We start from the raw sequence: 24,813 nt of genomic DNA, 5'->3' as shown, positions 1-24,813 counted from the left end.
TCGAACGGTGTCCACCCATCCACCGATCGGTTGACAGGAACGTCGAGCGGACGCCTGTCGGCGCAGGCCGCCCGCGACGTGGTCGCCGGGTTGGCTGGTGAATTGGCCCGCGCGTACGATCCGGCAACGTGCCGCCTCCCCGAGCCAAACTCGCCTGGGACACCCTGCTGGACATCGAACAGGGCACCGGCCCGCTCCACGAGCGCCTGTCCCGCGCTCTGCGCCAGGCCATCCGCTCGGGGCGACTCGGCCCGGGCAGCGCGCTCCCTCCGAGCCGGACGCTGGCGCTCGATCTCGGCTGTTCGCGATGGGTCGTCACCCAGGCCTACGAGCAACTCGTCGCCGAGGGCTACCTCACCGCCAGGACGGGGTCGGCCACCGTCGTTCGGGCCGTGGAACGTTCCGAACCACCCCGCGGCCGGGCCACCACGGCGGCACCGTCGACGCCGCCCACACCGACGCCCTACGACCTCGCTCCCGGACTCCCCGACCTGCGGGCCTTCCCGCGCCGCCGCTGGGCGGAGGCGATCCGCGCCCAGCTGTCGACCATGCCCTACGACCAACTCGGCTATCCACCGCTCGGCGGCACCGAACGGCTGCGCGACATGCTCACCGACTACCTGCGACGCTGCCGGGGCACCCACACGACGGCCACGGAGGTCGCGGTCACCACCGGAGTCACCGACGGCGTGACCCAGCTCGGCCGCGTCCTGCGCGCCGAGGGCCACACCCGGATCGCGGTCGAGGACCCGGGCTGGACGCGGCTGCGGCAGGCACTGGAGCGAGTCGGCCTCGAACCCGTCGGCATCCCGGTCGACGACCACGGCCTGCGGGTGGAGGAGCTGGTACGCCGGACCGACGTACGCGCTGCACTGGTCACGCCGGCCCACCAGTTCCCCACCGGTGTGGTGCTCGGGCCCGAACGCCGCGCCGCCCTGCTCGCCTGGGCCCGTGACGTCGACGGCGTGGTGCTCGAGGACGACTACGACGCCGAGTTCCGCTACGACCGGCGGCCGGTCGGAACCCTGCAGGGCGCGGACCCGGACCGGGTCGCGCTGTTCGGTTCCCTGTCCAAGACGCTGTCACCCGCCCTCGGGATCGGCTGGATGGTGACGCCCGGGCGCTGGACGCACGCCCTGCGCGCCGCGCCGGAACGCGCGCCGGCCGGTCCGCCGGTGCTCGACCAACTCGCGCTCGCCGCGTTCGTCGAGGTGGGTGGCTACGACCGGCACCTGCGCGCCGCCCGGCAGCGGTACCGGCACCGCCGCGACGCGCTCGTCTCCGCCCTCGAGGCCAACCTGCCCGGGTGCACGCTGTCCGGCGCGGCGGCCGGACTACACCTCGTCCTGCGGCTGGTCCCGGCCGTCCCGGCGGCCGCCGTGGTGGCCCGCGCCGAGACGCACGGCGTCCGGGTCGCCGACCTGGACGGCTACCGGATGCGGCCGGATCCGGCCACTCCGGCGCTGGTCCTCGGGTACGGCAACCTGCCCGACAGCGCGGTCGTCCCCGCCGTCGAGCGGCTCGCCGCCGCGCTGAGGGCGGCAGCGGCGGCGTCGACAGCGTCGGCAGCGGCGTCGACGGTCGGCGCCGAGGAGACGATCCGGACCGCGGGCACCCGGGAGCCGGCCTCCGCTCTGGACTGAGCCGTCCGGCGCTGACCGGGGAACCCAGCGTGGAGGACAATGGCGCCGTGAGCGAGGAGACGCCGAGCCAGTGGCCGACCGACGGGTTCCAGGCTGTCTTCTGGGCGACGAAGCGGGCCCTCGCCGAAGCCGCCGACGTCTCCTACCGCCGGCACGGCGTCCGCGACGGTCAGCAGTTCCTTCTCATGGCGCTCTGGGAGGAGGACGGGCTCGCGCCGGGTGAGCTCGCCCGCCGGCTCGGCCTGGCCACCCCCACGGTGACCCGGGCCGCGATCCGGATGGAGGCGGCCGGGCTGGTCACCCGCGAGCCCGACCTGCACGATCGGCGGCTGGTGCGCATCCACCTCACCGAGCGCGGACGCACGCTGCGCACGATCCTCGACGCCGAGATGCGTGCCCTGTCCGACCGGGCGCTCGCCGGCCTCGGTGACGCCCAGCGTCGGCAGTTACTGGAGGCTCTGACCCAGATCCGGGCCAACCTCAGCTCGTGACCCCGCTGGACCAGGACCGCTAGCGGCGGCGCAGGTCAGAGAGGATGGACTGCACCACATCCATCTCATCGTGTGCGGCCGTCACGGCGCAGGCGAGCTGCAGTCGATCGGCTTCCCGTTCCGAAAACGCTCGTCCCAGGAGCTCCTCGATCTGCGACTTCATACCGAAGTAGCGGCCGCGGCGGTCGACGGCGAACAGATAGTGGCCGTCCGGATCGAAGAAACCCATCGTCAGGTACCCGCCCTTGACATGGGCTTCGCTGTGAATCTTGGCCCCTGCCCGTTCCAGGCGTTGCTGGAGCGCAGGTAGGTCGTCGACGAACATTTCGAAGGGCGCATGCAGATCGCCCCACTGCTCCCAGTGAAGGTGGCGAAATTCGCTCTCGGTCGCCTTCATGAGGTAGAGCCAGGGGCCCGCCCCCGCGGCCGGCCAGATGAACGACTCGAACTCGGCGCTCGGGCCGCTTCGTTCGTAGCCGACCACATCGCAGTAGAAGTCGGTCGACCGCACAAGATCGCGTACCGGCAGCCGAAGGGAACAGTAGCCCGTCACGTGCGCGTCGCTCGACGTCGATCGGAATGCACCAACGTGGGTCACGTCAACACCCCTTACGCTCGCCCGCGGCGGCCGGCTCCGCGGTCAGATCCTCGGTGGAATCGGACCTTAACGCCGGCCTCCCCCGCTCATCACCCGTCGCGGGTCGGCCAGCACACCGACCGGGCGACGCGCGCACCCGCGTGCCGGGGGACGCGCTACGGGCAGCGGATCACCTGACCGGCGTAGGCGAGGCCACCGCCGAACCCGAAGAGCAGGACCGGCGCGCCCGAGGGGATCTCCCCACGCTCGAGGAGCTTCGACAGTGCGAGCGGCACACTCGCCGCGGAGGTGTTGCCGGACTCGACCAGGTCACGGGCGAGGATGGCGTTGGTCGCGCCGAGCTGGCGGACGAACGGCTCGATGATCCGCAGGTTGGCCTGGTGGGGTACGACGGCCGCGAGGTCGGCCGGGTCGACGCCGGCGCGCTCGCACACCTGGCGGGCGATCGGCGCCAGCGCGGTGGTCGCCCACCGGAAGACCGACTGGCCCTCCTGGCTGAAGACGGCAGGGGTTCCCTCGATGCGTACGGCGTCGCCCATCTCCGGCTCCGACCCCCACACGACGGGTCCGATGCGGGGTTCGTCGGAGCCGGTCACGACGGCGGCTCCGGCACCGTCACCGACCAGGATGCAGGTCGAGCGGTCGGTCCAGTCGGTGACCTCGGAGAGCTTCTCGGAGGCGATGACGAGTGCGGTACTCGCCGCGCCGGCCCGGATCGCGTGGTCGGCGGTGGCGAGGCCGTAGCAGAACCCCGAGCAGGCGGTGTTGATGTCGTAGGCAGCCGGCGAGCGCACTCCGAGCCGGGCGGCGACCCGGGCGGCCATGCTCGGCGACCGGTCGACCGCCGTACAGGTGGCGACCACGACGAGGTCGACGTCGCCTGCCGTGAGGCCGCTGGCCGACAGGGCCTTCTCCCCGGCGAAGGCCGCCATCTCGTCGACCGTCTCGGTCTCCGCGATGTGCCGGGTACGGATGCCCACCCGGCTCTGGATCCAGGCGTCGTTGGTGTCGACCAACGCGGCGATGTCGTCGTTGGTGAGCACCTTCGCGGGCTGGTAGTGGCCCATCGCGACGATCTGCGAACCGGTCATGGGAGTCCTTTGCTGTCGGGTCACAGGTGTTGTTCCCGTCATTGCCGTTCGCCCAACGTGGCCTCGATGGCGCCGGCCCAGGCGAGCAACCGCTCGTCCTCACCAGGCCGGGCGACACACTGGAGCCCGACCGGGAGCCCGGCGACGAGTCCGGCGGGGACACCGACCACGGGGAGCCGGGCCTGGGTCCAGGGGAGGTTCATCAGGGGGCTGCCGGTCGTGGCGAGGCCTTCGGGGGCCGGGCCGGTCGCCGACGGCGCGATCCACGCGTCGATGTGTTCGGTCTCCATCACGCCGACCAGGTCGGAGGCGTAGGTGGCCCGTTCGTCCAGGGCGCGGGCGTAGTCGGCGGTGGGGATCCGCTCGCCCTGCCGGATCGCCGTCGCGCTGACCTCGTTGTAGCTGTCGGCGTACTTCGCGAACAGCGGCTCGTGCGAGCGGGCGAGTTCGACCAGGTTGATCAGGGTGTTGCGCTCGTTGACGGCGTCGATGTCGGCGAGGAGCCGGACACGGCGTACGGCGTAACCGGCCGCCTCGAGCCGGGCCACCTGGGCGGCGAAGGCGGCGAGCGCCTCCGGTGTCGCCTGGCCGAGGTAGGGCCCCTCGGGTACGCCGAGGACGGGACGCCCCCCTGCCTGCTCGGCGTGGGTCCGCACGTCCCAGTCGTCGAGGAGCACGGCGGCGGCGCGCACCGCACCGGCGACGTCCGGGGTGAGGACCCCGACCGTGTCGAAGGTCGGCGCGTTGGCGATCAGCCCGTCGGCGGGGATCCGGCCGTAGCTCGGCTTGAACCCGACGATCCCGCAGTAGGCCGCAGGTCGGACCACCGAGCCGACGGTCTGCGTGCCCAGTGCCAGGGGAACCAGGCCGGCAGCCACCGCCGCGGCGGAACCGCTGCTGGAACCACCTGGCGTGTGGCCGAGCCGGTGCGGGTTGCGGGTGGGCCCCGGCGCCATGAAGGCGAACTCGGCGGTGACGGTCTTTCCGGCGACGACCGCACCCGCCTCGCGCAGCCGGGTCACCGCCGAGGCCTGTGGCCCGGTGAGCACCTCGGCCGGAAGCTGGGACCCGCCGTGTGTGGGGAGTCCGTCGGCGTGGAAGACGTCCTTGACGCCGACAGGTACGCCGTACAGACCCGGCCGGCTGTCGGGAACGGGCCAGCGGCGGGCGAGCGAGGAGACCTCGTCGCGCAGCCGCCCGGCCCGGTCGGGCTCGGCGACGAAGGCGTGCAGGTCGGGGTCGACGGCCTCGATACGGGCGAGGAGGTGTTCGACGAACTCGACGTGCTCACCGGCACCGGGGAGCTCGTCGACCGCGCGCCGACTCGAAGACAGGGAACCCGAGGTCGAAGAACCCGCGGACGGGGAACCTGTCGAGGGTGGGGCTGGTGATGGTGAGGCTGGTGATGGTGAGGCTGGTGATGGTGAACTCGAAGAAGGCGGACCCGCCTCAGCTCCCACCCGCGACTCCGTCATTGCTCAACAGTGCCACATCCTCCTGAGGGAGAGCGAGACACATGAAGCCGCACCGGCCAGCGGAGTGCTGGCCAGGGCCCTCGAACGGGGAGGTGAAGCTTGGAGAACCCTCCTGGGAGGAATCCCGGGAGGTGAAGGAGCCTTGATCGGGTGCGCGAGGGGGGAGTTGAACCCCCACGCCCTTGCGGGCACAGGAACCTGAATCCTGCGCGTCTGCCTATTCCGCCACTCGCGCGCGCACTGCACTCCAGGGATCTGGAGCGCCTAGAGGCTAGCACGAGCCCACTGGCGACCGAGTCGCCAGCTCGCCACACTGGGTGCACCGAGGTACCGCGCGGGCGCCGGGCACGATCCGGGCACCGCACGGAGTTCTGAGGGCAAGAGGTGGTTGGACTCCGCTCCACCCTGGAACGACAGTTACGATCGACCGGAACATGGGCAGCGCCTGCGCGGGAAGGAGGTACCTGTGGGAGTCTTCCGAAAATTCGAACGAGGCCTGGAAGGTCTCGTTACCGGGACCTTTGCACGCGTGTTCCGTTCGGCCGTCCAACCAGTGGAGATCGCCTCCGCCCTACAGCGCGAACTCGACAACTCCGCGCAGGTCCTGTCACGGGACTCGAGCCTGGTCCCCAACGACTTCGTCGTCGAACTGTCACCGAGTGACCACGAACGGCTAGGGCCCTACGCCCAAACCCTGAGCAAGGAGCTCGCCGAGGTGGTCAACCGGCACGCGAGCACCCAGAATTACGCCTTCACCGGCCCGGTCAACATCGCGTTCCAGCGCCAGGAGGGGCTGTCCACCGGCCGCTTCCGCGTCCAGGGCAGCGCGGTTGCCCAGGTGAGCCATGGCCGGCGACCGCCTCAGCCGCAACCGCAGTACGCCGAACGCCGACCTGGCCCGCAGGCGCCGCTGCGGGGTCCCAACGGCATGCCGCCGCGGCCTCCCGCGCCCTTTCTCGAGGTCAACGGCCAGCGCCACCCGCTCGAGCCGCCGGGCATCGTCCTGGGTCGGGGCACCGAGGCCGATCTGCGGATCACCGATCCGGGCGTGTCGCGCCGGCACGCCGAGATCCGGGTCGTCCAGGACGGCCCAGGCTTCACGGTGACGATCCACGACCTCGGTTCCACCAACGGCATCGTGGTCAATGGCCAACGGGTCGACTACGCACCGCTACGGGAAGGCAGTCAGATCCTCCTCGGTAATACGCTCCTCGTCCTACGCCATCCGGACGGAGCTCACCGGTAGTGTCCGAACTCACTCTCACGATCATCAAGCTGGGGTTCCTCGCGGTGCTCTGGCTCTTTGTGCTGTCCGCTGTCTCCGTGATCCGCTCCGACCTGTTCGGAGCCCGGGTGAGCGGCTCGACCAAGGCCGAGCGCGCTCCGAAGCCGGTCAAGCAGCCTCGGCCACCCAAACGCAAGCGAGGCGAACCCACCACCGCGGTCGTGACGCAGGGCGCAAGCGCCGGCCTGCAGGTGCCCCTGGGCGACGCGCCCCTGGTGATCGGCCGGGGCGCCGAGTGCGAGTTGGCGATCGACGACGAATACGTGTCGACTCGGCACGCGGTGCTACGACCCCAGTCCGGCGCGTGGTACGTCGAGGATCTCGGTTCCACGAACGGCACCTTCGTGGGAGAGTCACGCATCCAGGGTCCGACCGCGATCGGGTCTGGCGTCCCGGTCCGGATTGGCAAGACGATCATCGAGCTGTACAAGTAGGCGCGCAACGATGACCTCCGAGGTTGCACGGATGAGCGTAGTGACGGCCGGCGAGCCCGGCGCCGCGCGGCGATGCGACCGCGTCCACACTCCCTGTGCCTGCTCGGCGACCTCTCATGGCCAAGAGAAGGCAGGATGACGCTCGCGCTCCGTTACGCCGCACACACCGACATCGGTCTCGGCCCGAAGAAGCGGAACGAGGACTCCGGTTACGCTGGCCCGTACCTTCTCGCCATCGCCGACGGCATGGGCGGAGCGGTCGGCGGTGACGTCGCGAGCGCGATCACGATCACGACCGTGCGTGAGCTGGACTCACCCGGCCACACCGACGCCGAGCAGGTCCTCGGAGCCGAGCAGGTCCTCGGAGGGGCCGCCGTCGAGGCCAACGCGCGGATCGCCGCCCGGATCGAGACCGACCCTCACCTCGAGGGCATGGGGACCACCCTCACCGCGATCCTCTTCGACGGCGCCAACGCGCACGTGGCCCACATCGGCGACTCGCGTGCCTACCTGCTCCGCGACGGCCGACTGCGGATGCTCACCAAGGACCACACGTTCGTCCAGACCCTCGTCGACGAGGGTCGGATCACGCCGGAGGAAGCGGAGTACCACCCGCACCGCTCGCTGATCATCCGCGTCCTCGAGGGCCGCCAGGACGCCCGGCCCGACTTCCACCACTTCGAACTCGAACCCGGCGACCGGATCCTGGTGTGCTCCGATGGCCTGGACAACGCCGGCGTGAAGGATCCCCTGATCGCGGAGATCCTCAGCCGTACGCCGACTCCCGACGACGCGGCGGCCACCCTGATCGAGGCGGCACTCGACCACGGCAGCCCCGACAACGTGACCTGTGTGGTCGCCGACATCGTCGACGCCGGCCCGGACGGTCCTCCGCTGCTCGGCGTCGGCGCGGGCACCCTGGTGGGGTCCGCCGCGTTGGTCGACCCGGAAGTGACCTCGGGCCGCAGCAGCATCACCCAGTCCCACCCCACGACCTCCCACGACATCGTCGACAGCCCCGCCGACCCGGCGAGCGTGACGCAGGGAGCGACCGGTTCCGACGGCCTGCCGCCGGAGCCGGACATGGAGGAGGAGCTCCGGTACGCGCCGCGGCCTCCGCGCCGGTTCAAGTGGTTGTTTCGGGTCGTCGGCCTCGTCGTGATCCTCGGGCTGCTCGGCGTCGGAGCCCGCTGGGCCTACGACTGGACGCAGCGCCAGTACTACGTCGGCGCCTACCCGGGTGACAACGGCGACGCGTCCCAGCCCCGCCGGGTCGCGATCTTCCGTGGCATCGCCCAGCAGATCCCGGGCATCCGGGTCTCCCAGCTCTACGAACTCGAGCCGCTGACCCTCGCCAAGCTGCCTTCCTACCATCGCGAGCGGGTCGCGAGCACGATCACGGCCAACGACCTCAGCGAGGCCCGCACCATCGTCGCGATGCTGTCCGACGTCGCCCGCCGGTGCGCCCCCGCGCCAACGCCCACTCCCAAGCCGACCGCCACCACGCCGCCGGGCCGTCCCACCACCGCGACTCCGGGCACGACCCGCCCACCCACGATCCCGGCGACCAGGTCCCCGCTGCCCCCACAACGGCAGTTGGTGCCCTCCACGCGTGCCGCCGCGACCCCGCCGGCCATTCCGTTGGAATGTGGCGGCACCGAGCCCGACGCCCCCAACCCGACAGGTACGAAGTGAGCGAGGTCCAAGCGAACCCCACGGTCCAGGTTCGCAAGCGCCGCGGTGCGGAGCTTGTGCTGCTTGTCGTCGCCCTGATCGTCGCCGTGGGCGCCTACGCGATCGTCGGGCTTGCCGTGTCAGGCGAGGTCTCCTCGCAGGTCCTGTCCTACGGTCTCGGACTCACGCTGCTGGTCGGGATCGCCCACCTCATCGTCCGTTTCCTGGCGCCCTACGCCGATCCGATCCTGTTGCCGTGTGCCGTCCTCCTGAACGGCCTCGGCCTCGCCCTGATCCACCGCCTCGACCTCTCCAAGATCGAGGCGGCTCGCGACGCGGGAGAGAGTCTTCCCCGCGCGGACGCACCGGTGCAGCTGACCTGGACCGCGGTGGGCGTCTTGGCGTTCGTCGCCACGCTGCTGATCATCCGTGACCACCGGCGGCTGCAGCGCGCCACCTACACCGCGCTCTTCCTCGGCGTCGGGCTCCTGCTGCTCCCGCTCGTGCCCGGTATCGGCGTGCGCTTCTCGGGTGCGCAGATCTGGGTGCGGCTGTTCGGCCTGTCGTTCCAGCCCGGCGAGGTCGCCAAGGTCTGCCTGATCGTGTTCTTCGCCGGCTATCTCGTGGTCAAGAAGGACGCGCTGGCCCTCGCCGGCAGACGCTTCCTCGGGATCGACCTGCCGCGCGGCCGCGACCTCGGTCCGATCCTGTGCGCCTGGCTGATCAGCCTCGCCATTCTGGTCTTCCAGCGCGACCTCGGTACGGCCACGCTCTTCTTCGGCGGGTTCGTCATCCTGCTCTACGTCTCGACCGAACGCCCCGGGTGGCTGGTCCTCGGGGGCGGGATGTTCGCCGGCGGCACGTACTTCGCCTACCTCGCCGCCACCTCGCTGCACATCTCGCAGTTCTCCCACATCGCCAACCGCGTCAACGCCTGGCTGCACCCCTTCGACCCCGCCAACGCCGACGGCGCCTACCAGATCATCCAGTCGCTCTACGGCTTCGCCTACGGCGGACTGCTCGGCCGCGGCCTGGGCGAGGGACACCCGACGCTCGTGCCGCTCGCGAAGAGTGACTTCATCATCGCCGTCATCGGCGAGGAGCTCGGCCTCACGGGGTTGATGGCGATCCTGCTGCTCTACGGCATCATCGTCGAGCGCGGTCTGCGTACGGCGTTGGTGTGCCGCGACCAGTTCGGCAAGCTGCTCGTGACCGGCGTGGCGGCCGTCTTCGCGATCCAGGTCTTCGTGGTGATCGGCGGTGTCACCAAGCTGATCCCGCTGACCGGTCTCACCACGCCCTTCCTCTCCTACGGAGGATCATCACTGGTCGCCAACTGGGCGTTGATAGCCCTGATGTTGCGGATCAGTGACTTCGCCCGGCGGCCGGCGCCGCTCGTGCCGTCCGCACCGACCGAAGATGCCCTGACCCAGGTAGTGGTGGTGCGCCGGTGATGACCTCATGAACCGTCCGATTCGCCGTGTCGCCGTGGCGTTCATGGTGCTGTTCCTGGCGCTGATGGCGAACGCCAACTACATCCAGGTGTTCCAGGCCTCCGACCTCAACGACCGGTCGGACAACCGGCGCGTCACCCTGGACGAGTACGCCCGCCAGCGCGGGCCGATCTTGGTCGGCGGCACCCAGGTCGCCTACTCGGTGAAGACCAAGGACGACCTGGTCTACCTCCGCAAGTACCGCGACCCGAAGCTGTACGGCCTCCTCACCGGCTACTACTCCTTCGTGTACGGCCGGCACGGCATCGAGTCGGCCCAGAACTCCGTGCTGTCCGGCACCGACGACCGGCTGTTCGTCCGCCGGATCGTCGACCTGATCACCAACCGGCAGCCGCAGGGCGGGAGCGTCCTCCTCACCATCAACCCCGCCGCCCAGAAGGCCGCCGAGATGGCGCTCGGCAACAAGACGGGCGCCGCGGTCGCGATCAACCCGTCGACGGGCGAGATCCTCGCGATGGTCAGCAACCCCAGCTACGACCCCAACCGGCTCTCGTCGCACGACGCCAACTCCATCATCAAGGCGTGGAAGGATCTCGACGAAGATCCCGACAAGCCGACCGAGAACCGCGCGGCTCAGCGGCGCTACCCGCCGGGATCGACATTCAAGCTGGTCACCTCGGCCGCCGCCCTCTCGACCGGTAAGTACGCCCCCAACACGATGCTGCCCGCGCCCGCCGAGCTCGACCTGCCGCAGACGACGTTCAACATGAGGAACTGGCAGGAAGGCCTGTGCGGGCCCGCCCCGCAGGTCACTCTCCAGGACGCTCTCGCCACGTCCTGCAACACCGCGTTCGGTGGACTGGGCCTGGCGATCGGTGACAAGGCGATCCGGGAGCAGGCCGAGAAGTTCGGGTTCGGGCAGAAGTTCCTGCCCGAGCTCGACGCCTCCTCCAGCGTGTTCCCCGACGAGCTCAACCCACCGCAGCTCGCGCAGAGCTCGATCGGCCAGTTCGAGGTCGCCGCCACGCCTCTGCAGATGGCGATGGTCACCGCAGCGATCGCCAACCAGGGCAAGCTGATGAAGCCCTACATCGTCGCCAAGACCAGCGGGCCGGACCTGAAGACCCTCGAGGTGACCGAGCCCGAGGAGGTCGACCAGGCGGTCACGCCGGAGGTCGCGAGCCAGCTCAACCAGATGATGGTCAACGTGGTCGAAAACGGCACCGGCGACCCGGTCAAGATCCCTGGAGTCCGGGTGGGGGGCAAAACGGGTACTGCCCAGACCACTCCCGACCGTCCACCGTTCGCATGGTTCACTTCTTTCGCGCCGGCGGAGAACCCAAAGGTGGCGGTGGCCGTCGTCATCGAGCATGCCAATGTCGGCCGCGACGAGATCTCGGGCGGAAAGCTCGCCGCACCGGTAGCGAAGGCCGTCATGGAGGCGGTGATCGGGCGGTGACCCTGACCCCTGCCCCCCGAAGAGAGGGAACTCATGCCTGAGCCGCGATTCCTCGGCGGCCGCTATGAGCTGGGCGAGGTGCTCGGTCACGGCGGCATGGCCGAGGTACGGATCGGTGTCGACCGCCGCCTCGGTCGCACGGTCGCGGTCAAGACACTGCGGCCCGACCTGGCGACGGACCCGATCTTCCAGGCCAGGTTCCGGCGGGAGGCACAGTCCGCCGCCGCGCTCAACCAACCCTCGATCGTGGCCGTCTACGACACGGGCGAGGAGAAGGTCGACGGCGTCTCCGTTCCCTACATCGTCATGGAGTACGTCGAGGGCCGCACGCTGCGCGACGTCCTCCGCGAAGGGCGCCGGATCCTTCCCGAACGGGCCCTGGAGATCACCGCGGACGTGCTGGAGGCGCTCGAGTACAGCCACCGCGCGGGGATCATCCACCGCGACATCAAGCCCGGAAACGTCATGCTGACGCCCAACGGCGACGTCAAGGTCATGGACTTCGGCATCGCCCGCGCGGTCGCCGACGCCTCCGCGACGATGACGCAGACCGCCGCGGTGATCGGCACCGCGCAGTACCTCTCCCCGGAGCAGGCGCGTGGTGAGTCGGTCGACGCGCGCAGCGACATCTACTCGACCGGATGCCTGCTCTACGAACTCCTCACCGGGCGACCCCCGTTCGTCGGTGACTCGCCGGTCTCGGTGGCCTACCAGCACGTGCGGGAGGAGCCTCGGCCGCCGTCGATGCTCGACCCTGAGGTGTCGCCGATGGCCGACGCCATCACCCTCAAGGCGCTGCAGAAGAAGCCGCTCGACCGCTACCAGTCCGCCGCCGAGATGCGCCAGGACATCGAGCGCGGGCTGGCCGGGCTCCAGGTGGCCGCGCCGATGATGGCCGCCGACGCGACCGCCCGGTTCATGCCGCCGGAGGAGGCGCCGCCGGCGCCACCCGAGAACGACCGGCGCCGCTACGACGACGAGGACGACGAAGGACCCGACCGCGGCCGGAAGGCGGCGTACATCCTGCTCGCCGTCGCCATCGTGTTCGTCCTCGGCGTGGCCGCGTTCATCGGACTGCGGAGCCTCGGTAACGGCTCACCCGACACGGTGTCGACGCCCACGCTGCGCGGGAAGACCCTCGACCAGGCACGGGCCGACCTCGTGGCCGCCCAGTTGCAGCTCGGCGCGGTCACCCAGCAGGCGAGCGAGGACGCCCCGAAGGGTCAGATCGTCTCGCAGAACCCGGCTCCGGGCGCGTCCGCGGAGGTCAACTCCCGGGTCGACGTCGCGGTGTCCAGCGGAAAGCCCACCTCCTCCGTCCCCGCGGTGACCGGCAAGCAGGTCGCCGACGCGACGACGCTCCTGGAGAGCGACGGCTTCCAGGTCGACTCCCAGGAGGACCCGAACGCGAACGGCGACGCGGGCACCGTCACCCGCGTCGTGCCGGCCGAGGGATCGACCGTCGCCGCCGGCAGCAAGATCACCATCTACTACTCCAGCGGCCTGATCGAGGTTCCGGGGGTCGAGGGTGAGAGCGCCGACGTGGCGGAGGCGCAGCTCAAGGACGCCGGCTTCCGGGTTCGCAGGACCTTCACCACGACCTCGGACGAGGACGAGGGAACGGTCCTGAGGCAGGTGCCGGGCGAGGGCCAGCGGCGCGAACCCAACTCGACCGTGACGATCGAGATCGCCCGCGCTCCCGAGGAGCAGAAACCGCCACCGCCGCCGCCGGATCCCACGCCGACGCAGAGTGACACCCCCACCCCGGATCCGGATCCCACGCCGAGCGACACCCCGACGAACGATCCCTCGCCGCCGGACCCGACGCCCACGACGACCGAGCCGAACCTGCCCGGCGTGGGCCAGCAGCCCCCGGGGACGGAGAACCCTGTCCAGTCGGCACCGCCTTCGGACACCGGCGGGGCCAACCCCGCCGGTGTGGCGCCGGGTGGTGGGAACACCGCCAACGGCGCGGTCGTCCCTGGCGTTCCGAACCCGTAGATCTCGCGAACCCGTCGACCTCAGCGGTTACGCGGTCCAGTGGCCGGCGACCGGTCCAGCGGCCGACGACCGGTCGAGCGCGCAGGGATGCGTCAGCTCGACCGGCTGACCACGGGCGCGAGGCCGGCCGAGCGTTCCACCGCGTCGGCCTCGCCACAGACGACCAGCCAGTTGGCCAGGAGCCGGTGACCGCCTTCGGTGAGCACCGACTCCGGGTGGAACTGCACACCCTCGCAGGCCAACTCCCGGTGCCGCAGCGCCATCAGAACGCCTGTCTCGGTCCGCGCGGTGACCTCCAGCTCAGCGGGCACCGAGCCGGGCTCGACGGCGAGTGAGTGGTAGCGGGTCGCCGTGAACGGATCCGGCAGCCCGGCCAGGACGCCCACCCCGTCGTGGTGGACGAGGCTGGTCTTCCCGTGCAGAAGCTCCGGTGCCCGCGAGACGGTCCCTCCATGGGCGACCGCGATCGCCTGCAGGCCCAGGCACACGCCGAACACCGGGACCCGCCCGGCGGCGAGCTTCACCAGGTCGACGCAGATGCCCGCCTGTTCGGGGGTGCCGGGGCCGGGTGAGAGCAGGACCCCGGCGAAGCTGTCGATTTCGGACAGCTCGACCTCATCGTTGCGGCGGACGTCGCATTCGACCCCGAGCTGGTAGAGGTACTGCACCAGGTTGAAGACGAAGGAGTCGTAGTTGTCGACGACGAGAATGCGTGCGGTCACCCCACCATTGTGCTGGTGACACGGACCGCGATGTCGCCCGCCCAGGAACTCCGCCGTCAGTCCGCGCTCAATCGAGGCTGGCCGGCGTTTCCCGGACGACGACGTTCGCGTGGCTCTCCTGAAGGCTCTGCTCGGAGACGAGGGTCAATCGGGCGGTGTCCCGGAACTTCGGCAAGGTTGTGGCGCCACAAGAGACCATCGTGGCTTTGATCTTCGCAATGGTGAGAGCCAGGCCCTCGTTGAGATCTCCGGCGTACGGCACGTAGCCATCGACGCCTTCCTCAAAGATCAAAGCCTGACCGCCCTGACCGTAACGCTGCCAGTTGTGGGCGCGGTTGGATCCCTCGCCCCAGTGCTCCTTGACGAAGCCGTCCCGCGTGGGGAGCTTCGCGCCTGGGGCCTGATCGAAGCGGGCGAAGTAGCGCCCCATCATCACGAAGTCGGCGCCCATGGCGAGGGCGAGCGCCACGTGATAATCGTGCACTAGGCCGCCGTCGGAACAGACCGGCACGTAGTGCCCCGTCCGTTCGGCGAAGATATCGCGGGCCGCCACGACGTCGAGCACCGCGCTTGCCTGACCGCGTCCGATGCCCTTCTGGTCACGGGTGATGCAGATGGCGCCACCGCCTACCCCGACCTTGACGAAGTCGGCACCCGCCTCGGCGAGGAACGTGAAGGCTTCACCGTCGACCACATTGCCACCCCCGACGGGGATCTCCGGATAGTGCTTCTTGACCCAGCTGAGCGCCTGGCTCTGCCAGTCGCTGTATCCGTCGGAGGAGTCGAGGCACAGGACATCCACACCCGCGTCGAGGAGAGCAGGTACGCGCTCGCGGTAGTCGTGGGTGTTTATCCCGGCACCTACCCGAAGCCGCTTGTCACGGTCGACGAGCTGACCGGGGTACCGCTTGTTGTCGGTGTAGTCGGAACGGAAGACGAGGTACTCGAGGTGCCCGTCGACATCCAGGACGGGCAGGCAGTCCAACCGTTCGTCCCAGAGCCGGGCGTTCGCCTGCGACAACGTGAGGTCGCAGGCTGCGTGAGGCAAGTTCTCGATTGGAGTCATCCGGCCGCTGACCGGGTCGCTCAGGTCGTGACGCTGGGGATGGAAGTCGCGGGAGGTCACCAGACCCAGCAGACGGCCCGAGGCACTGCCATCATGAGTAACCGCCGCGGTGCTGTGGCCCGTACGCTCCATGACGCGCGCCAACTCGGCCAGGCTGTCGTCCGGACGGACGTTCGTGTCACTGACGACGAAGCCAGCCTTGAAGTTCTTCACCTGACGGACGTCGGCGACCTGTTCCTCGATCGACTGGTTGTGGTGCAGGAAGGTCAGCCCTCCGTTGCGCGCGAGCGCGATGGCCAACTCGGGCGAACTGACGGACTGCATGATCGCCGACGTGAACGGCGAGCGAAGCTCGATCGGCGATGCCTCGCCCACTACGTGGCGCATCAGCGGAGTGCTGAGGTCGATCGCGTCGGGTGAGCAGTCGATCGACGTACGGTTCGGCAGGAGTAGGAACTCGTTGAACGTCCGCGAAACTCCGGCGATGATCTGCGCCACCACTTCCTCCTGATCTGCTCACGGCCGTCGAACCGTGGTGGATGAAACCACGCACCTTACGCGGCCGAGAAAGCACGCCACGGCATTCCTGGCCGCACTCCGCTGACGCGTGCGCGGAGAGTGTGATCAGTCGTCGGAATCTTGGCCGGGGGAGACGTCGCGTTCCTCCGCGTGGTCCAGCTTGAGAGAACCTTCGAACGCGGGGACATGGAGCTGACCCGAACGATCCAGCTGCCAGCCCAGCCGATATCTCGGGTCGGCGACGTACTCGAGGTAGGTGTTGACCGCGGGAGAGTCGTTGATCGCCTGGACCATGCTGCCGACGTTGCCGATGGCCTCGATGCGGTAGGGCGGCGGATAGGGCACGCCGTGGAGGACGACGGAGTTGCCGACGCACCGGATCGCCGAGGTGGAGATGACCCGCTGTCCCTGGATCATCATCGCCTCGGCACCGCCTGCCCACATGGCGTTGACGACGGCCTGGATGTCCTGTTGGTGGACGACGAGGGCATCCGGATCGGTGTCGTCACTACGAACGCTGGGCGGCGCGTCGTCGAGCACGACGGTGACTCCCGGCCCCACGAGTGGCGTCAAACCCGCGGCAGGAGCGAGTTCGTCGACCTTCTTCTGTGCCGCGCCGGCGTTGTCGTTGCGGAGCTGCCGGGCGAGTAGCTCGTCGACCTCACCGCGAAGCTCCGCCAGCCTCGCGTCGAGCTCACGGTTGGTGCGTAGCTGGGCACGCGCGAGATCAGCGACATCCGTCTGCCGCTCCGCCCGCAGGTCAGTGCCCTTCGCGTTGACGGCGCTGGTGACCGCGAGGAATCCGGCCAGCCCGAACGTCGCGGCGGCGAGGATGCTGGTCAGCCGGATCCTGCGGCGCCGTCGTGCCTGAGGATCGTCGTCATCCTCGGCCCGGCCAGCTTCCGTCGCGACCGCATGCATGGTGAGCGTGTCGGCTCGCATCGGGTCGAACGCCGGGGCCGTCGGGTGCGGGTGGTAGCTCGGACGCTGCCCGGCGTCGGGATCGGACGGCCCGGTGCGCTCGACGTTGTCGGTGCGCTCGATGCTGTCGGTGCCCTCGTGGTCCGTGATGCCGGAGGCCGAAGCTTCGGCGGGGCGGTCAGCACGTTCGGAGTCGACATGTTCAGAGTCGACATGTTCGGAGTCGGCAGCCACCGGCTCGGCGGACTCCGCGCCGCTGGCTTGGGGGTCGACCCGCGCCGCGGGATCAGACTCGCCCCGGTCGGTGGAGGTGGGGTCGTCCTCAGGGGGTCCGCTGTTGCCGGTTTCCGGGGACTCCGGTTCCGCCGACCCGGCGTCCGCCCGCTCATCCACGCGCTCGGACTTGGCGGTCTCGGACTTGGCGGAGCCAGGCTCGACGCCAGTCGACTCAACGGAAGCCTGGTCGGCGGCGCTCACCCGCTCGGCGGACTCCGTCTCGACCGCCTCGCCGTCACCCTGACCACCATCGGCCAGAGCGTCATCGCTACCGGATGCCGCCGCAGCGTCATCATCGGTCTCGATCTCGGGGATCTCACCTTCCGGGCGCGGTTTCGTGCCAGGCTCGGCGTGCACGGCGTCGGAAGAATCCGACGGCGGTCGGGACGCCGAGGATTCGGCCCGTTGGTCAGCCACGTGCCCTCCGTCGTCCTCCGCATCCGGCGTGTTGACTACGCTAGCCGACATCAGGGTCAGCCGACCTGTCGGACGTCCTATACGGAAGGTGGCGAGGTGCCCGAATCGCACGGCCGGAAGAAGCAGGTATACACCCCGCCCCAGGAGAAGGCGCCGGCCGCCGCTCGTCAGCACGCGGGGCGCTGGGTCGTGCCCGTCATGCTGGTCTGTTTCCTGGTGGGCTTGGCCTGGATCGTGGTCTTCTACCTTGCCGGGAGCGACATCCCCGGGATGCGGGATCTCAGCAACTGGAACATCCTCGTGGGCATGGGGCTGATCGCCATCGGCTTCGTCGTGTCCACCCAGTGGCGCTGAGGAGTCTCTAACCAGCAGCTCTGTCGATGCCGCGTGGAGCCCGATCGGGACCACGCGGCATTTGTCGGTGTTCTCTCCCGGTTCGTGCTCGCCGCGTTCCGACCTCACGGCCCGCTACTGGTCGATCCCAAGGCCGCGAGCCGCTGACGTGTGGACAACCTGAGTTACACACGTGTAGTTCTCCACACAAACGTCCCCAGCCTGTGGAGAAGGCGCGACGTGACGTGAGTTCGTCGACCCGCGACTCCCGCCCTGACGCCCGGATCGAGTGCACCCGACAGCCTCGCGTACGTCGCCCATGATCCACTGCGGATCGAAAACCCGCAGGTCAGAGCCCCCTGGGGCGGAGCCATCGACGGCGACTTCCAGACTGTCCACAGCTGAGAGATCGTTGTCCCCAACATCCACAGGCTGGTTGGGGATATCCGCGGTGGAGCACACACCGACCCGGGGATAGTCGAGAGCCGTCGGGGCTCGCGAGGTGCTCGCGGGGATCGATTGCCACGTAGTACCGGCCGCTGGGGATGGCAGAGGCGAGTGGCTGCCGGCCGACGGGGGATGTGGAGCGGGCGGTCGACCTGCAGATGGTTCGTGGTCGGGCGGGTGGCTAGACCACGCCGCCGGAGGTCAGCTGCACGGTCCGCCAAATGATCAGGGCGACGGAGGCGAGGATGACCGCCCCGAAGCCCAGCCCCTGCATCAGGTTGCGGCGGTCCCGAGGCGCGTAGGCGACGACGGCGCCCAGGGCGAGTCCGGCGAGGAACCCACCGACGTGCCCCTGCCAGGAGAGGTAGGAGCGGAACACGACGTTCAGGACGATGTTCATGATCAGCGCGCCGACGAACCAGCTCATGTCGGCCCGCATCCGCCGGGCGACGGCCACCGTCGCGCCGAAGAGCCCGAAGATCGCCCCGGACGCACCGAGGATCGGCGTCAGCGGCGAGGTGAAGGCGTAGGCCACGGCGGAGCCGGCGAGGCCCGCGACGAGGTAGAGGCCGGTGAACCGAAGCCGTCCCAGCAGCCGCTCCAGCGAGGGACCCAGCACCCACAGTGAGAACATGTTGACGGCGAGGTGCCAGAGCTGGATGTGCAGGAACGTCGAGGTGATCAGCCGCCAGTAGGCGCCCCCGGCCACACCGCTGGACTCCCCGATGGCGTCGGCGAAGAAGGAGCGGTTGCCCACGAGGGAGAGCTGCTGCTCGACCGCGGGGCCGAGCAGCAGGGTCAGCACGTAGACCAGGATGTTGAGGCCGAGGAGCACCTTGGTGACGGTGGCGCCGTCGCCGCCGCGCATGACGCCACCGAAACGGGTGCGGGCAGCGGGCGTCGACCGGCGTCCTTCGTTGACACATTCGACGCACTGGAAACCTACGGCGGCCTGGCGCTGGCAGTCAGGGCAGATGTGTCGCCCGCAGCGCTGGCAGCGGATGTAGGTCTCGCGTTCGGGATGGCGGTAACACCGCGGCACGGTCGAGGGGCCGGAGGCCCCTTGGGCCTCGGCGCTCTCGTCCGGCCGTGGGTTCTCCGTCATCCCGAGGTCACACCTCCCGGCGCTCGATGTCGACCGAGATGAGGATGACCGGCTCGACCGGCCGGTCCATCGGCCCGGTCCGGACCGAGTTGATGGCGTCCATGACGGCGCGGCTCTCCGCGTCCTCGACCTCGCCGAAGATCGTGTGCTTGCCGTTGAGGTGCGGCTGCGGTCCGGCCGTGATGAAGAACTGCGAGCCGTTGGTGCCCGGACCGGCGTTGGCCATCGCCAGGAGGTAGGGCCGGTCGAAGCGCAGGTCGGGGTGGATCTCGTCGGCGAACCGGTAGCCCGGGCCACCGGTGCCGGTGCCGAGCGGGCAGCCGCCCTGGGTCATGAAGCCCCGGATGATCCGGTGGAAGGTAAGACCGTCGTAGAAGCGGTCCTTGCTCTTCTCTCCGGTTTCGGGGTTGACCCACTCCCGGGTGCCTTCGGAAAGGCCGACGAAGTTCTGAACAGTCTTGGGCGCATGGTCTGGGAACAACCGGATCACAACATTGCCCGCTGACGTCCGGAGTGTGGCGAACGTCTCTTCACTCACCAGCAGGTCCTCTCTCCGCTTCCGATGCCGTAGCGGCGATCCTTTCACGCCAACGAGTGGAATGCTTGCGGGGTGCCCCCGCGACAGGGCGGCTTCAGCAGGGCATGATCGGGAAACATCCTGGGAAGGCATCCCGAGTAGTCCCCGGCCTCGGGGGCCAGGAAACGGGGACCGAGTAGAACGCCACACGACGTGTGGACAAGGAGGCGCAACCAGATGGGACGCCAGAAGAAGCGAGCAGGCCTGGGTCAGGACGTCCGCAAGGCAGTAGCCCCAGCCGCCGACTACACGCGAGACCGGCTGACTCCCGCGGTGGAGAACGCGAAGCAGCGGATCGCCCCCACGGTGGAGAACGCGCGCGGACACATCGTCCCGGCCGTGGAGAGCGCCCGCGGCCACATCGTCCCGGCCGTCGAAAGCGCCCGCGGCCACATCGTCCCCGCGGTCGACAACGCACGCACCCACATCGGGCCCGCCGTCGAGGAGGCCCGGGAGAAGGTCGGCCCGGCGGTCGAGCACGCGCGCAACGTCCTGGTCGACGACGTGGTCCCCCGCGTGTCGACCGCCATGTCACACGCGGTGACCGCGAGCGAGCCTTACCGTGACGAGGCCGTACGGCGCGGAACGGCTGCCTACGCCGCCCTGCGGGGAGAACTCGAGGCGCCGAAGCCACGCCGCAAGCACAAGTGGGCCCGCATCCTCATCACGGTCACCGCGCTCGGCGGGGCCGCGGTGGCGGCGTACCGGGTCCTCAAGAGTGGCAGCGACCGCCAGTGGCAGCCGATGGCCGCCACGACACCGACGCCGACCAGCGGCGGCAACTCCCGCCCGGCTGGACACGCCGAGGGGTCGACCTGGACCGGCGGCAACTCCGGCTCGACCACGCCGCCCGCACCGGCGGACACCGTCGGTGCCAGCCCGGGCGAGGCGGTCGCCGACCGCGCGACCGACACGCCGACCGTGCCGACCACTCCTGACGCTCCGGCCGAGCACGTCGAGACGCCGGACGCCGCCGTCGCGGAGGGCGCGGCCAGCGACGAGCAGTCGAGCAAGAACGCCAAGGACTCGGGCCGGCACTCGGGCTGACCAGCCCCGGAGCCAGCCCCGGAGTCCGTCACTCCAGCACGGGAGGCGGGATCGGGCCCACGAGCAGTGGGTCCCCCGTCTCCCGTTGCCATTCCTCCAGCCTCGCCGCGAGTTGGCGTTCGACGTCCGCGAGGTCTGGCCGACCGGCGACGTTGTCGCGTTCCCACGGGTCGGCCGACAGGTCGTAGAGCTCCACGTCGGGTCGCGTCGCGAGGTGCGCGTCGCCCATGCCGGCTCTGGTCGCGCTCGCCTCGATGTCGCCGGGCAGCACGAGCAGCGGGCCGGGTTCGGCGTTCCGGACGTACTTCCAGTCCCGCGTACGCACGGCCCGCATCGGGTCGTAGACGTCGTGGTAGCTCTTCTCCGCGAACACCTCGGTCCGCTCCGGACTAGCCGTCCCACCGCGGAGCCAGTCGGCGTGGCTGATGCCCCCGATCCCGGTCGGCGGTTCGCCACCGGCGAGGTCGAGGAGCGTCGGCAGCACGTCGACGTGCGCGGCCAGCCGGTCGGTCGCCTCCCGCCGGTACGCCGAACCGTCCGGCGGCCGCATGATGAGCGCGACCCGGATGCCGGGGTCGTAGAGCGTCGACTTCCCGCCCGGGAACGCCATGCCGTGGTCGGTGGTGAAGACGATCCAGGTGTTGTCCAGCAGGCCCTCGTCCCGCAACGTGTCGACAAGGCGCCCGGTGGCCCGGTCGGCGACCCGGATCGATCCCTGGAACGCCGCGAGGTCGGCCCGGGTGTGCGGGTTGTCCGGCAGGAACGGCGGGACCGACACGTCGGCCGGGTCGTCGGGCGGATAGAGGTCGTCCGGATAGGGGCGGTGCACCTCGAAGAATCCGACGACGGCGAGGAACGGCTCCCGCCGACGTGGCAGGACACCGCACCGACCGGATCTGTGAGCAGTTCGGGCGAACGTAGCCAGGCGGTGGCCTCGTCGACCACGGTGTCGGCGCGCTGCCAGCCGGTCGCGGGGTCACGGGCCTCGACCACCTCGTCGTAACCGAGGCGTTCGGTGTGGGCCGACTCGTGCTGCATGCCGAAGTTGGCGCTGTGGTAGCCGAGCCGGCGTAGGTGCATCGGCAGCGTCTCCACGCCCTCGTGGTACTCCCAGCCCCGGTGCTGCAGGCCGAACATCCCCGTCTCGTGCGGGTAGCGGCCGGTCATCAGGGCGCTGCGGGCCGGGCTGCACAGCGGAGTGGCGCAGAAGGCACGGTCGAAGCGCACGCCGTCGGCCGCGAGCCGGTCGACCGCGGGACTGGCGACGCCAGGAACGCCGTAGGTGCCCAGGCGGGTACCCAGGTCGTGCCAGTGGACGAGGACGATGTTGGGGCGGTCGGGCTTGCTCGAAGTCACCCGCCGAGGCTAGGGAAGGGCGAGCCGCGACGGCCAGGGTTGCGTCAGGGACCGGACGTGTCGCACGCGGGTCGCGTGCACCCGGACCCCGACCTGGCCGGGTCGGGGAACGCCGGTGGTCAGCGGGCGAGCCGGCCGAGCAGCGCGGAGGCGGCGGTGATGCCGGCGGCGGCCGCGAGGACGAGGACCCCGAAGTCGAGCCACAGGTTGGCGGGGGTGCCCACCAGCAGTCCGCGCAGCGCGTCGACCTGGTAGCTCAACGGGTTGATGTGGGCGAGCCAGCGCAGCCAGTCGGGCATCAGTGCGATCGGGTAGAGCGAGTTCGACGCGAAGAAGAGCGGCATGGTGATCGCCTGGCCGATGCCCATCAGCCGGTCCCGTTTGAGGACCAGTCCCGCGATCGTGAGGGACAGGCAGGAGAAGAACGCCGCACCCAGGATCAGTGCCACGAACGCGCCGATGATGCGCAGTGGGTTGGCGGTGATGTCGACGCCGAGGAGGACGGCGAGGATCAGCACGATGACCGCCTGCACGGAGGCGCGGATGCCGGCCGCGAACGCCTTCCCGGTCACCAGGGCGGCTCGCGGCGTGGGAGTCACCAGCAGTTTCGCGAGAACGCCCGCGTCGCGTTCCCAGATGATCTGGATGCCGTAGAAGATCGCGATGAACAACGCGGACTGGGCGAGGATGCCGGGCGCGAGGTAGTCGAGGTAGGGCACGTCGCCGGTCGGGATGACCCGCAACCGGCTGAACGTCGTACCGAAGATCACCAGCCACAGGGCCGGCTGGATCGCCCGGGTGACGAGCTCGGTGCGGTCGTGGCGGAGTTTCTGGAGTTCGAGCAGGCAGAGGGTGACCACCCGGCTCGGCAGCCGCCACCCCGCCGTACGGGGTGCCCGCTTAACCGAGTCGGTGGGCGGTGCGACGCGTGCTGCGGACGTCACTGAAGCCACCTCCTTCGTCGAAGGTGCTGCCGGAGTGGTGCCGGAAGACGTCCTCGAGGCTGGCGTCGGGGCCAAGGGCGGACTTGAGGTCCTCGGGCGCGCCGACCGCACGGAGCTTGCCGAGGTGCATCAGGCCGATCCGGTCACACATCTGGTCGGCCTCGTCCATGTAGTGGGTCGTGACGAGGACGGTCATGCCGGTGTCGGCGCGCAACTCCTCGACGCGCTCCCAGACGGTGCCGCGGGCGATCGGGTCCAGGCCGATCGTCGGCTCGTCGAGCACCAGGAGCCGGGGGCGGTTGATGAGGGCCTGCGCGAGTTCGAGGCGGCGGATCATGCCGCCGGAGTAGGTGCTCGCCAGCCGGTCGGCGGCGTCCTCGAGGCCCATCACCTCCAGCGCCTCGTCGACCTGGCGCTTGCGGTCGCGGCGACGGACGTCGAAGAGCCGGGCGAAGAGCATGACGTTCTCCCGGCCGGTCAGCGCGGCGTCGGCTGACAGCTGCTGCGGCACGTAGCCGAGCGTCCGCCGGACGGCCATCTTGTCGCGGCGCACGTCGTAGCCGAAGACGCGGACCTCGCCGTCCTGCAGTGGCAGCAGGGTGGTGAGGACCCGAATGGTGGTGGTCTTGCCGGCCCCGTTGGGACCGAGGAGGCCGAAGACCTCGCCGGTGCACACGTCGAGGTCGAGGTCGGTGACGGCCAGGTGTTCCTTGAAGCGGTAGGACAGGCCGTGCAGGCTCACCGCGGTCATGCCGTCAGCGCCGTCGACGGCGTTGCTTCCAGGGCCGGCCGCAGCATTGGCCTCGGCGTTGATCCCAGCGTTGATTCCGGCGTTGATTCCGGCGTTGACCTCACTCACGCGTCGCCTCCTTTCCATCCGGTCCGTCGAGGCGCCGCGTGAGCTCGGCGAGGGCCGGAACGACGTCGGCCAGGGCCTGCCGGTGTGAGGGCGAGAGCTCCGGGAGTACGGCGGACAGGGCATGGGTGCGGCCGTCCCGCCAGCGACCGAACCGCGCCGCCGCCTCCTCGGTGATCCGCAGCCGCGCGACCCGCCGGTCGTCGGGGTCGACGTCGCGGGTGAGGAGCTGCTGGTGGGAGAGCTGACGGACGAGCGTGCTGACCGTGTTGGCGGCGACCCGCAGCTCCGCCGCCGCGGCGGCGACCGAGATGCCGGGCTGCCGGCGGACGAGCTTGAGCAGCTCCGCCTGCGCGCCGGTCAACGGGCTGAACGGCCAGTCGGGGCCGGCGGATCGGCGCAGCCCGCGCCGGAGCGCGCCGATGCCGGCGAGGAGTTCGTCGGCGAGAGCGTCCTCGGCGGACAGCTCCGGCGCGTCGGTCGCCGAGGATGCCCGGCTGGCGGGCTGGGCGAAGGACTGGTTCGACGCATTCACGCCCGCCAGAGTAGCTCTGTCACAGAGGTATTTCCAGGCAGCCCGGAGAACGCAGGAACAGCACCGGGACGAACCCTCCGATCGGGC

General features: G+C 70.0%; 22 protein-coding genes, 1 tRNA gene and 1 pseudogene. 10 read left to right on the top strand and 14 right to left on the bottom strand.

Translation table 11 applies throughout. The features are described from left to right. Positions 1-128 precede the first annotated feature (128 nt). Both pdxR and HEB94_RS52360 read left to right on the top strand, forming a co-directional pair. A complete protein-coding gene (pdxR, locus tag HEB94_RS09000) occupies positions 129-1,643 on the top strand; it encodes a MocR-like pyridoxine biosynthesis transcription factor PdxR (RefSeq protein ID WP_192749468.1) in 1,515 nt (504 codons plus the stop codon). A gap of 47 nt (positions 1,644-1,690) precedes the next feature. Then, positions 1,691-2,134: a MarR family transcriptional regulator gene (locus tag HEB94_RS52360; RefSeq protein ID WP_192749467.1), complete on the top strand. Its 444-nt coding sequence runs from the start codon at positions 1,691-1,693 to the stop codon at positions 2,132-2,134. A gap of 19 nt (positions 2,135-2,153) precedes the next feature. Here HEB94_RS52360 and HEB94_RS08990 read toward each other — a convergent pair whose 3' ends face one another. The 4 genes from HEB94_RS08990 to HEB94_RS08975 all read right to left on the bottom strand — a co-directional run bounded on the left by HEB94_RS08990 (position 2,154) and on the right by HEB94_RS08975 (position 5,533). Beyond that, positions 2,154-2,732, bottom strand: coding sequence for a VOC family protein (locus tag HEB94_RS08990; RefSeq protein ID WP_192749466.1), 579 nt, complete (start codon positions 2,730-2,732; stop codon positions 2,154-2,156). A 155-nt stretch (positions 2,733-2,887) separates the two neighbouring features. Then, positions 2,888-3,823, bottom strand: a complete 936-nt coding sequence (locus tag HEB94_RS08985; RefSeq protein WP_192749465.1) for a beta-ketoacyl-ACP synthase III — start codon at positions 3,821-3,823, stop codon at positions 2,888-2,890. 38 nt (positions 3,824-3,861) lie between these two features. Continuing rightward, a complete protein-coding gene (locus HEB94_RS08980; protein ID WP_192749464.1) occupies positions 3,862-5,298 on the bottom strand; it encodes an amidase in 1,437 nt (478 codons plus the stop codon). Positions 5,299-5,449: 151 nt separating this feature from the next. After that, positions 5,450-5,533 (bottom strand) — tRNA-Leu (locus HEB94_RS08975). 231 nt (positions 5,534-5,764) lie between these two features. Between HEB94_RS08975 and HEB94_RS08970 the strand changes: the two genes are divergently transcribed. From HEB94_RS08970 to pknB, 6 genes are all read left to right on the top strand, one after another. Continuing rightward, entirely contained in the window at positions 5,765-6,544 is a 780-nt protein-coding gene (locus HEB94_RS08970) for an FhaA domain-containing protein (RefSeq protein WP_192749463.1), read from the top strand. Then, positions 6,544-7,017 (top strand): FHA domain-containing protein FhaB/FipA, encoded by a 474-nt coding sequence (locus tag HEB94_RS08965; protein ID WP_192749462.1) that lies wholly within the window; start codon positions 6,544-6,546, stop codon positions 7,015-7,017. The genes HEB94_RS08970 and HEB94_RS08965 overlap by 1 nt, the downstream gene beginning before the upstream one ends. A 135-nt stretch (positions 7,018-7,152) precedes the next feature. Further along, positions 7,153-8,712, top strand: coding sequence for a PP2C family protein-serine/threonine phosphatase (locus HEB94_RS08960; RefSeq protein ID WP_192749461.1), 1,560 nt, complete (start codon positions 7,153-7,155; stop codon positions 8,710-8,712). Then, positions 8,709-10,145, top strand: a complete 1,437-nt coding sequence (locus tag HEB94_RS08955) for an FtsW/RodA/SpoVE family cell cycle protein (RefSeq protein WP_337917542.1) — start codon at positions 8,709-8,711, stop codon at positions 10,143-10,145. The genes HEB94_RS08960 and HEB94_RS08955 overlap by 4 nt, the downstream gene beginning before the upstream one ends. 7 nt (positions 10,146-10,152) lie before the next feature. Then, positions 10,153-11,604 (top strand): peptidoglycan D,D-transpeptidase FtsI family protein, encoded by a 1,452-nt coding sequence (locus HEB94_RS08950; protein WP_192749459.1) that lies wholly within the window; start codon positions 10,153-10,155, stop codon positions 11,602-11,604. A 33-nt stretch (positions 11,605-11,637) separates the two neighbouring features. Beyond that, complete coding sequence (gene pknB / locus HEB94_RS08945; RefSeq protein WP_192749458.1) at positions 11,638-13,605, top strand: Stk1 family PASTA domain-containing Ser/Thr kinase; 1,968 nt, start codon at positions 11,638-11,640, stop codon at positions 13,603-13,605. Between the two features lie 92 nt (positions 13,606-13,697). Here pknB and HEB94_RS08940 read toward each other — a convergent pair whose 3' ends face one another. The 3 genes from HEB94_RS08940 to HEB94_RS53420 form a co-directional block, all read right to left on the bottom strand. Beyond that, on the bottom strand, positions 13,698-14,327 hold the full coding sequence (locus tag HEB94_RS08940) for an aminodeoxychorismate/anthranilate synthase component II (RefSeq protein ID WP_192749457.1): 630 nt from the start codon (positions 14,325-14,327) through the stop codon (positions 13,698-13,700). Between the two features lie 67 nt (positions 14,328-14,394). Then, positions 14,395-15,891 carry an IMP dehydrogenase gene (locus HEB94_RS08935; RefSeq protein ID WP_192749456.1) on the bottom strand — a complete coding sequence of 499 codons (1,497 nt, stop codon included), beginning with the start codon at positions 15,889-15,891 and terminating at the stop codon, positions 14,395-14,397. A gap of 126 nt (positions 15,892-16,017) precedes the next feature. Further along, on the bottom strand, positions 16,018-17,526 hold the full coding sequence (locus HEB94_RS53420; RefSeq protein WP_337917540.1) for a DUF881 domain-containing protein: 1,509 nt from the start codon (positions 17,524-17,526) through the stop codon (positions 16,018-16,020). 96 nt (positions 17,527-17,622) lie between these two features. On the opposite strand from HEB94_RS53420, the gene HEB94_RS53415 reads away from it, so the two are divergent. Beyond that, positions 17,623-17,880 carry a cell division protein CrgA gene (locus HEB94_RS53415; RefSeq protein ID WP_192749455.1) on the top strand — a complete coding sequence of 86 codons (258 nt, stop codon included), beginning with the start codon at positions 17,623-17,625 and terminating at the stop codon, positions 17,878-17,880. 607 nt (positions 17,881-18,487) lie between these two features. On the opposite strand, the gene HEB94_RS08920 is transcribed toward HEB94_RS53415, so the two are convergent. Together HEB94_RS08920 and HEB94_RS08915 are read right to left on the bottom strand one after the other, a co-directional pair. Beyond that, positions 18,488-19,411: a rhomboid family intramembrane serine protease gene (locus HEB94_RS08920; RefSeq protein ID WP_192749454.1), complete on the bottom strand. Its 924-nt coding sequence runs from the start codon at positions 19,409-19,411 to the stop codon at positions 18,488-18,490. A 7-nt stretch (positions 19,412-19,418) separates the two neighbouring features. After that, a complete protein-coding gene (locus tag HEB94_RS08915; protein ID WP_337917538.1) occupies positions 19,419-19,949 on the bottom strand; it encodes a peptidylprolyl isomerase in 531 nt (176 codons plus the stop codon). A gap of 216 nt (positions 19,950-20,165) precedes the next feature. On the opposite strand from HEB94_RS08915, the gene HEB94_RS08910 reads away from it, so the two are divergent. Next, the gene (locus HEB94_RS08910; RefSeq protein ID WP_192749452.1) at positions 20,166-21,035 is read left to right on the top strand and encodes a DUF5324 family protein; all 870 of its coding nucleotides are present in this window, start codon (positions 20,166-20,168) and stop codon (positions 21,033-21,035) included. Between the two features lie 28 nt (positions 21,036-21,063). Here the strand turns inward: HEB94_RS08910 and HEB94_RS08905 are convergent, their stop codons facing one another. The 5 genes and pseudogenes from HEB94_RS08905 to HEB94_RS08885 all read right to left on the bottom strand — a co-directional run bounded on the left by HEB94_RS08905 (position 21,064) and on the right by HEB94_RS08885 (position 24,726). Beyond that, entirely contained in the window at positions 21,064-21,912 is an 849-nt protein-coding gene (locus tag HEB94_RS08905) for a sulfatase-like hydrolase/transferase (RefSeq protein ID WP_273377718.1), read from the bottom strand. Positions 21,913-22,031: 119 nt separating this feature from the next. Beyond that, a pseudogene (locus tag HEB94_RS54455) lies at positions 22,032-22,391 on the bottom strand (sulfatase-like hydrolase/transferase); the annotation flags it as partial. A gap of 119 nt (positions 22,392-22,510) precedes the next feature. Then, positions 22,511-23,335 (bottom strand): ABC transporter permease, encoded by an 825-nt coding sequence (locus tag HEB94_RS08895; protein WP_192749451.1) that lies wholly within the window; start codon positions 23,333-23,335, stop codon positions 22,511-22,513. After that, positions 23,292-24,194: an ABC transporter ATP-binding protein gene (locus tag HEB94_RS08890; protein WP_337917537.1), complete on the bottom strand. Its 903-nt coding sequence runs from the start codon at positions 24,192-24,194 to the stop codon at positions 23,292-23,294. Before HEB94_RS08890 ends, HEB94_RS08895 begins: the two co-directional genes overlap by 44 nt. After that, positions 24,187-24,726, bottom strand: a complete 540-nt coding sequence (locus HEB94_RS08885) for a MarR family transcriptional regulator (RefSeq protein ID WP_202896234.1) — start codon at positions 24,724-24,726, stop codon at positions 24,187-24,189. Before HEB94_RS08885 ends, HEB94_RS08890 begins: the two co-directional genes overlap by 8 nt. Positions 24,727-24,813 lie beyond the last annotated feature (87 nt).

Origin of the sequence: Actinopolymorpha pittospori (assembly GCF_014873875.1) — a bacterium.
Lineage (GTDB): Bacteria > Actinomycetota > Actinomycetes > Propionibacteriales > Actinopolymorphaceae > Actinopolymorpha > Actinopolymorpha pittospori.
Note: the sequence above shows the minus strand (reverse complement) of the source record. Positions and strands in the feature narration are given on the sequence as shown.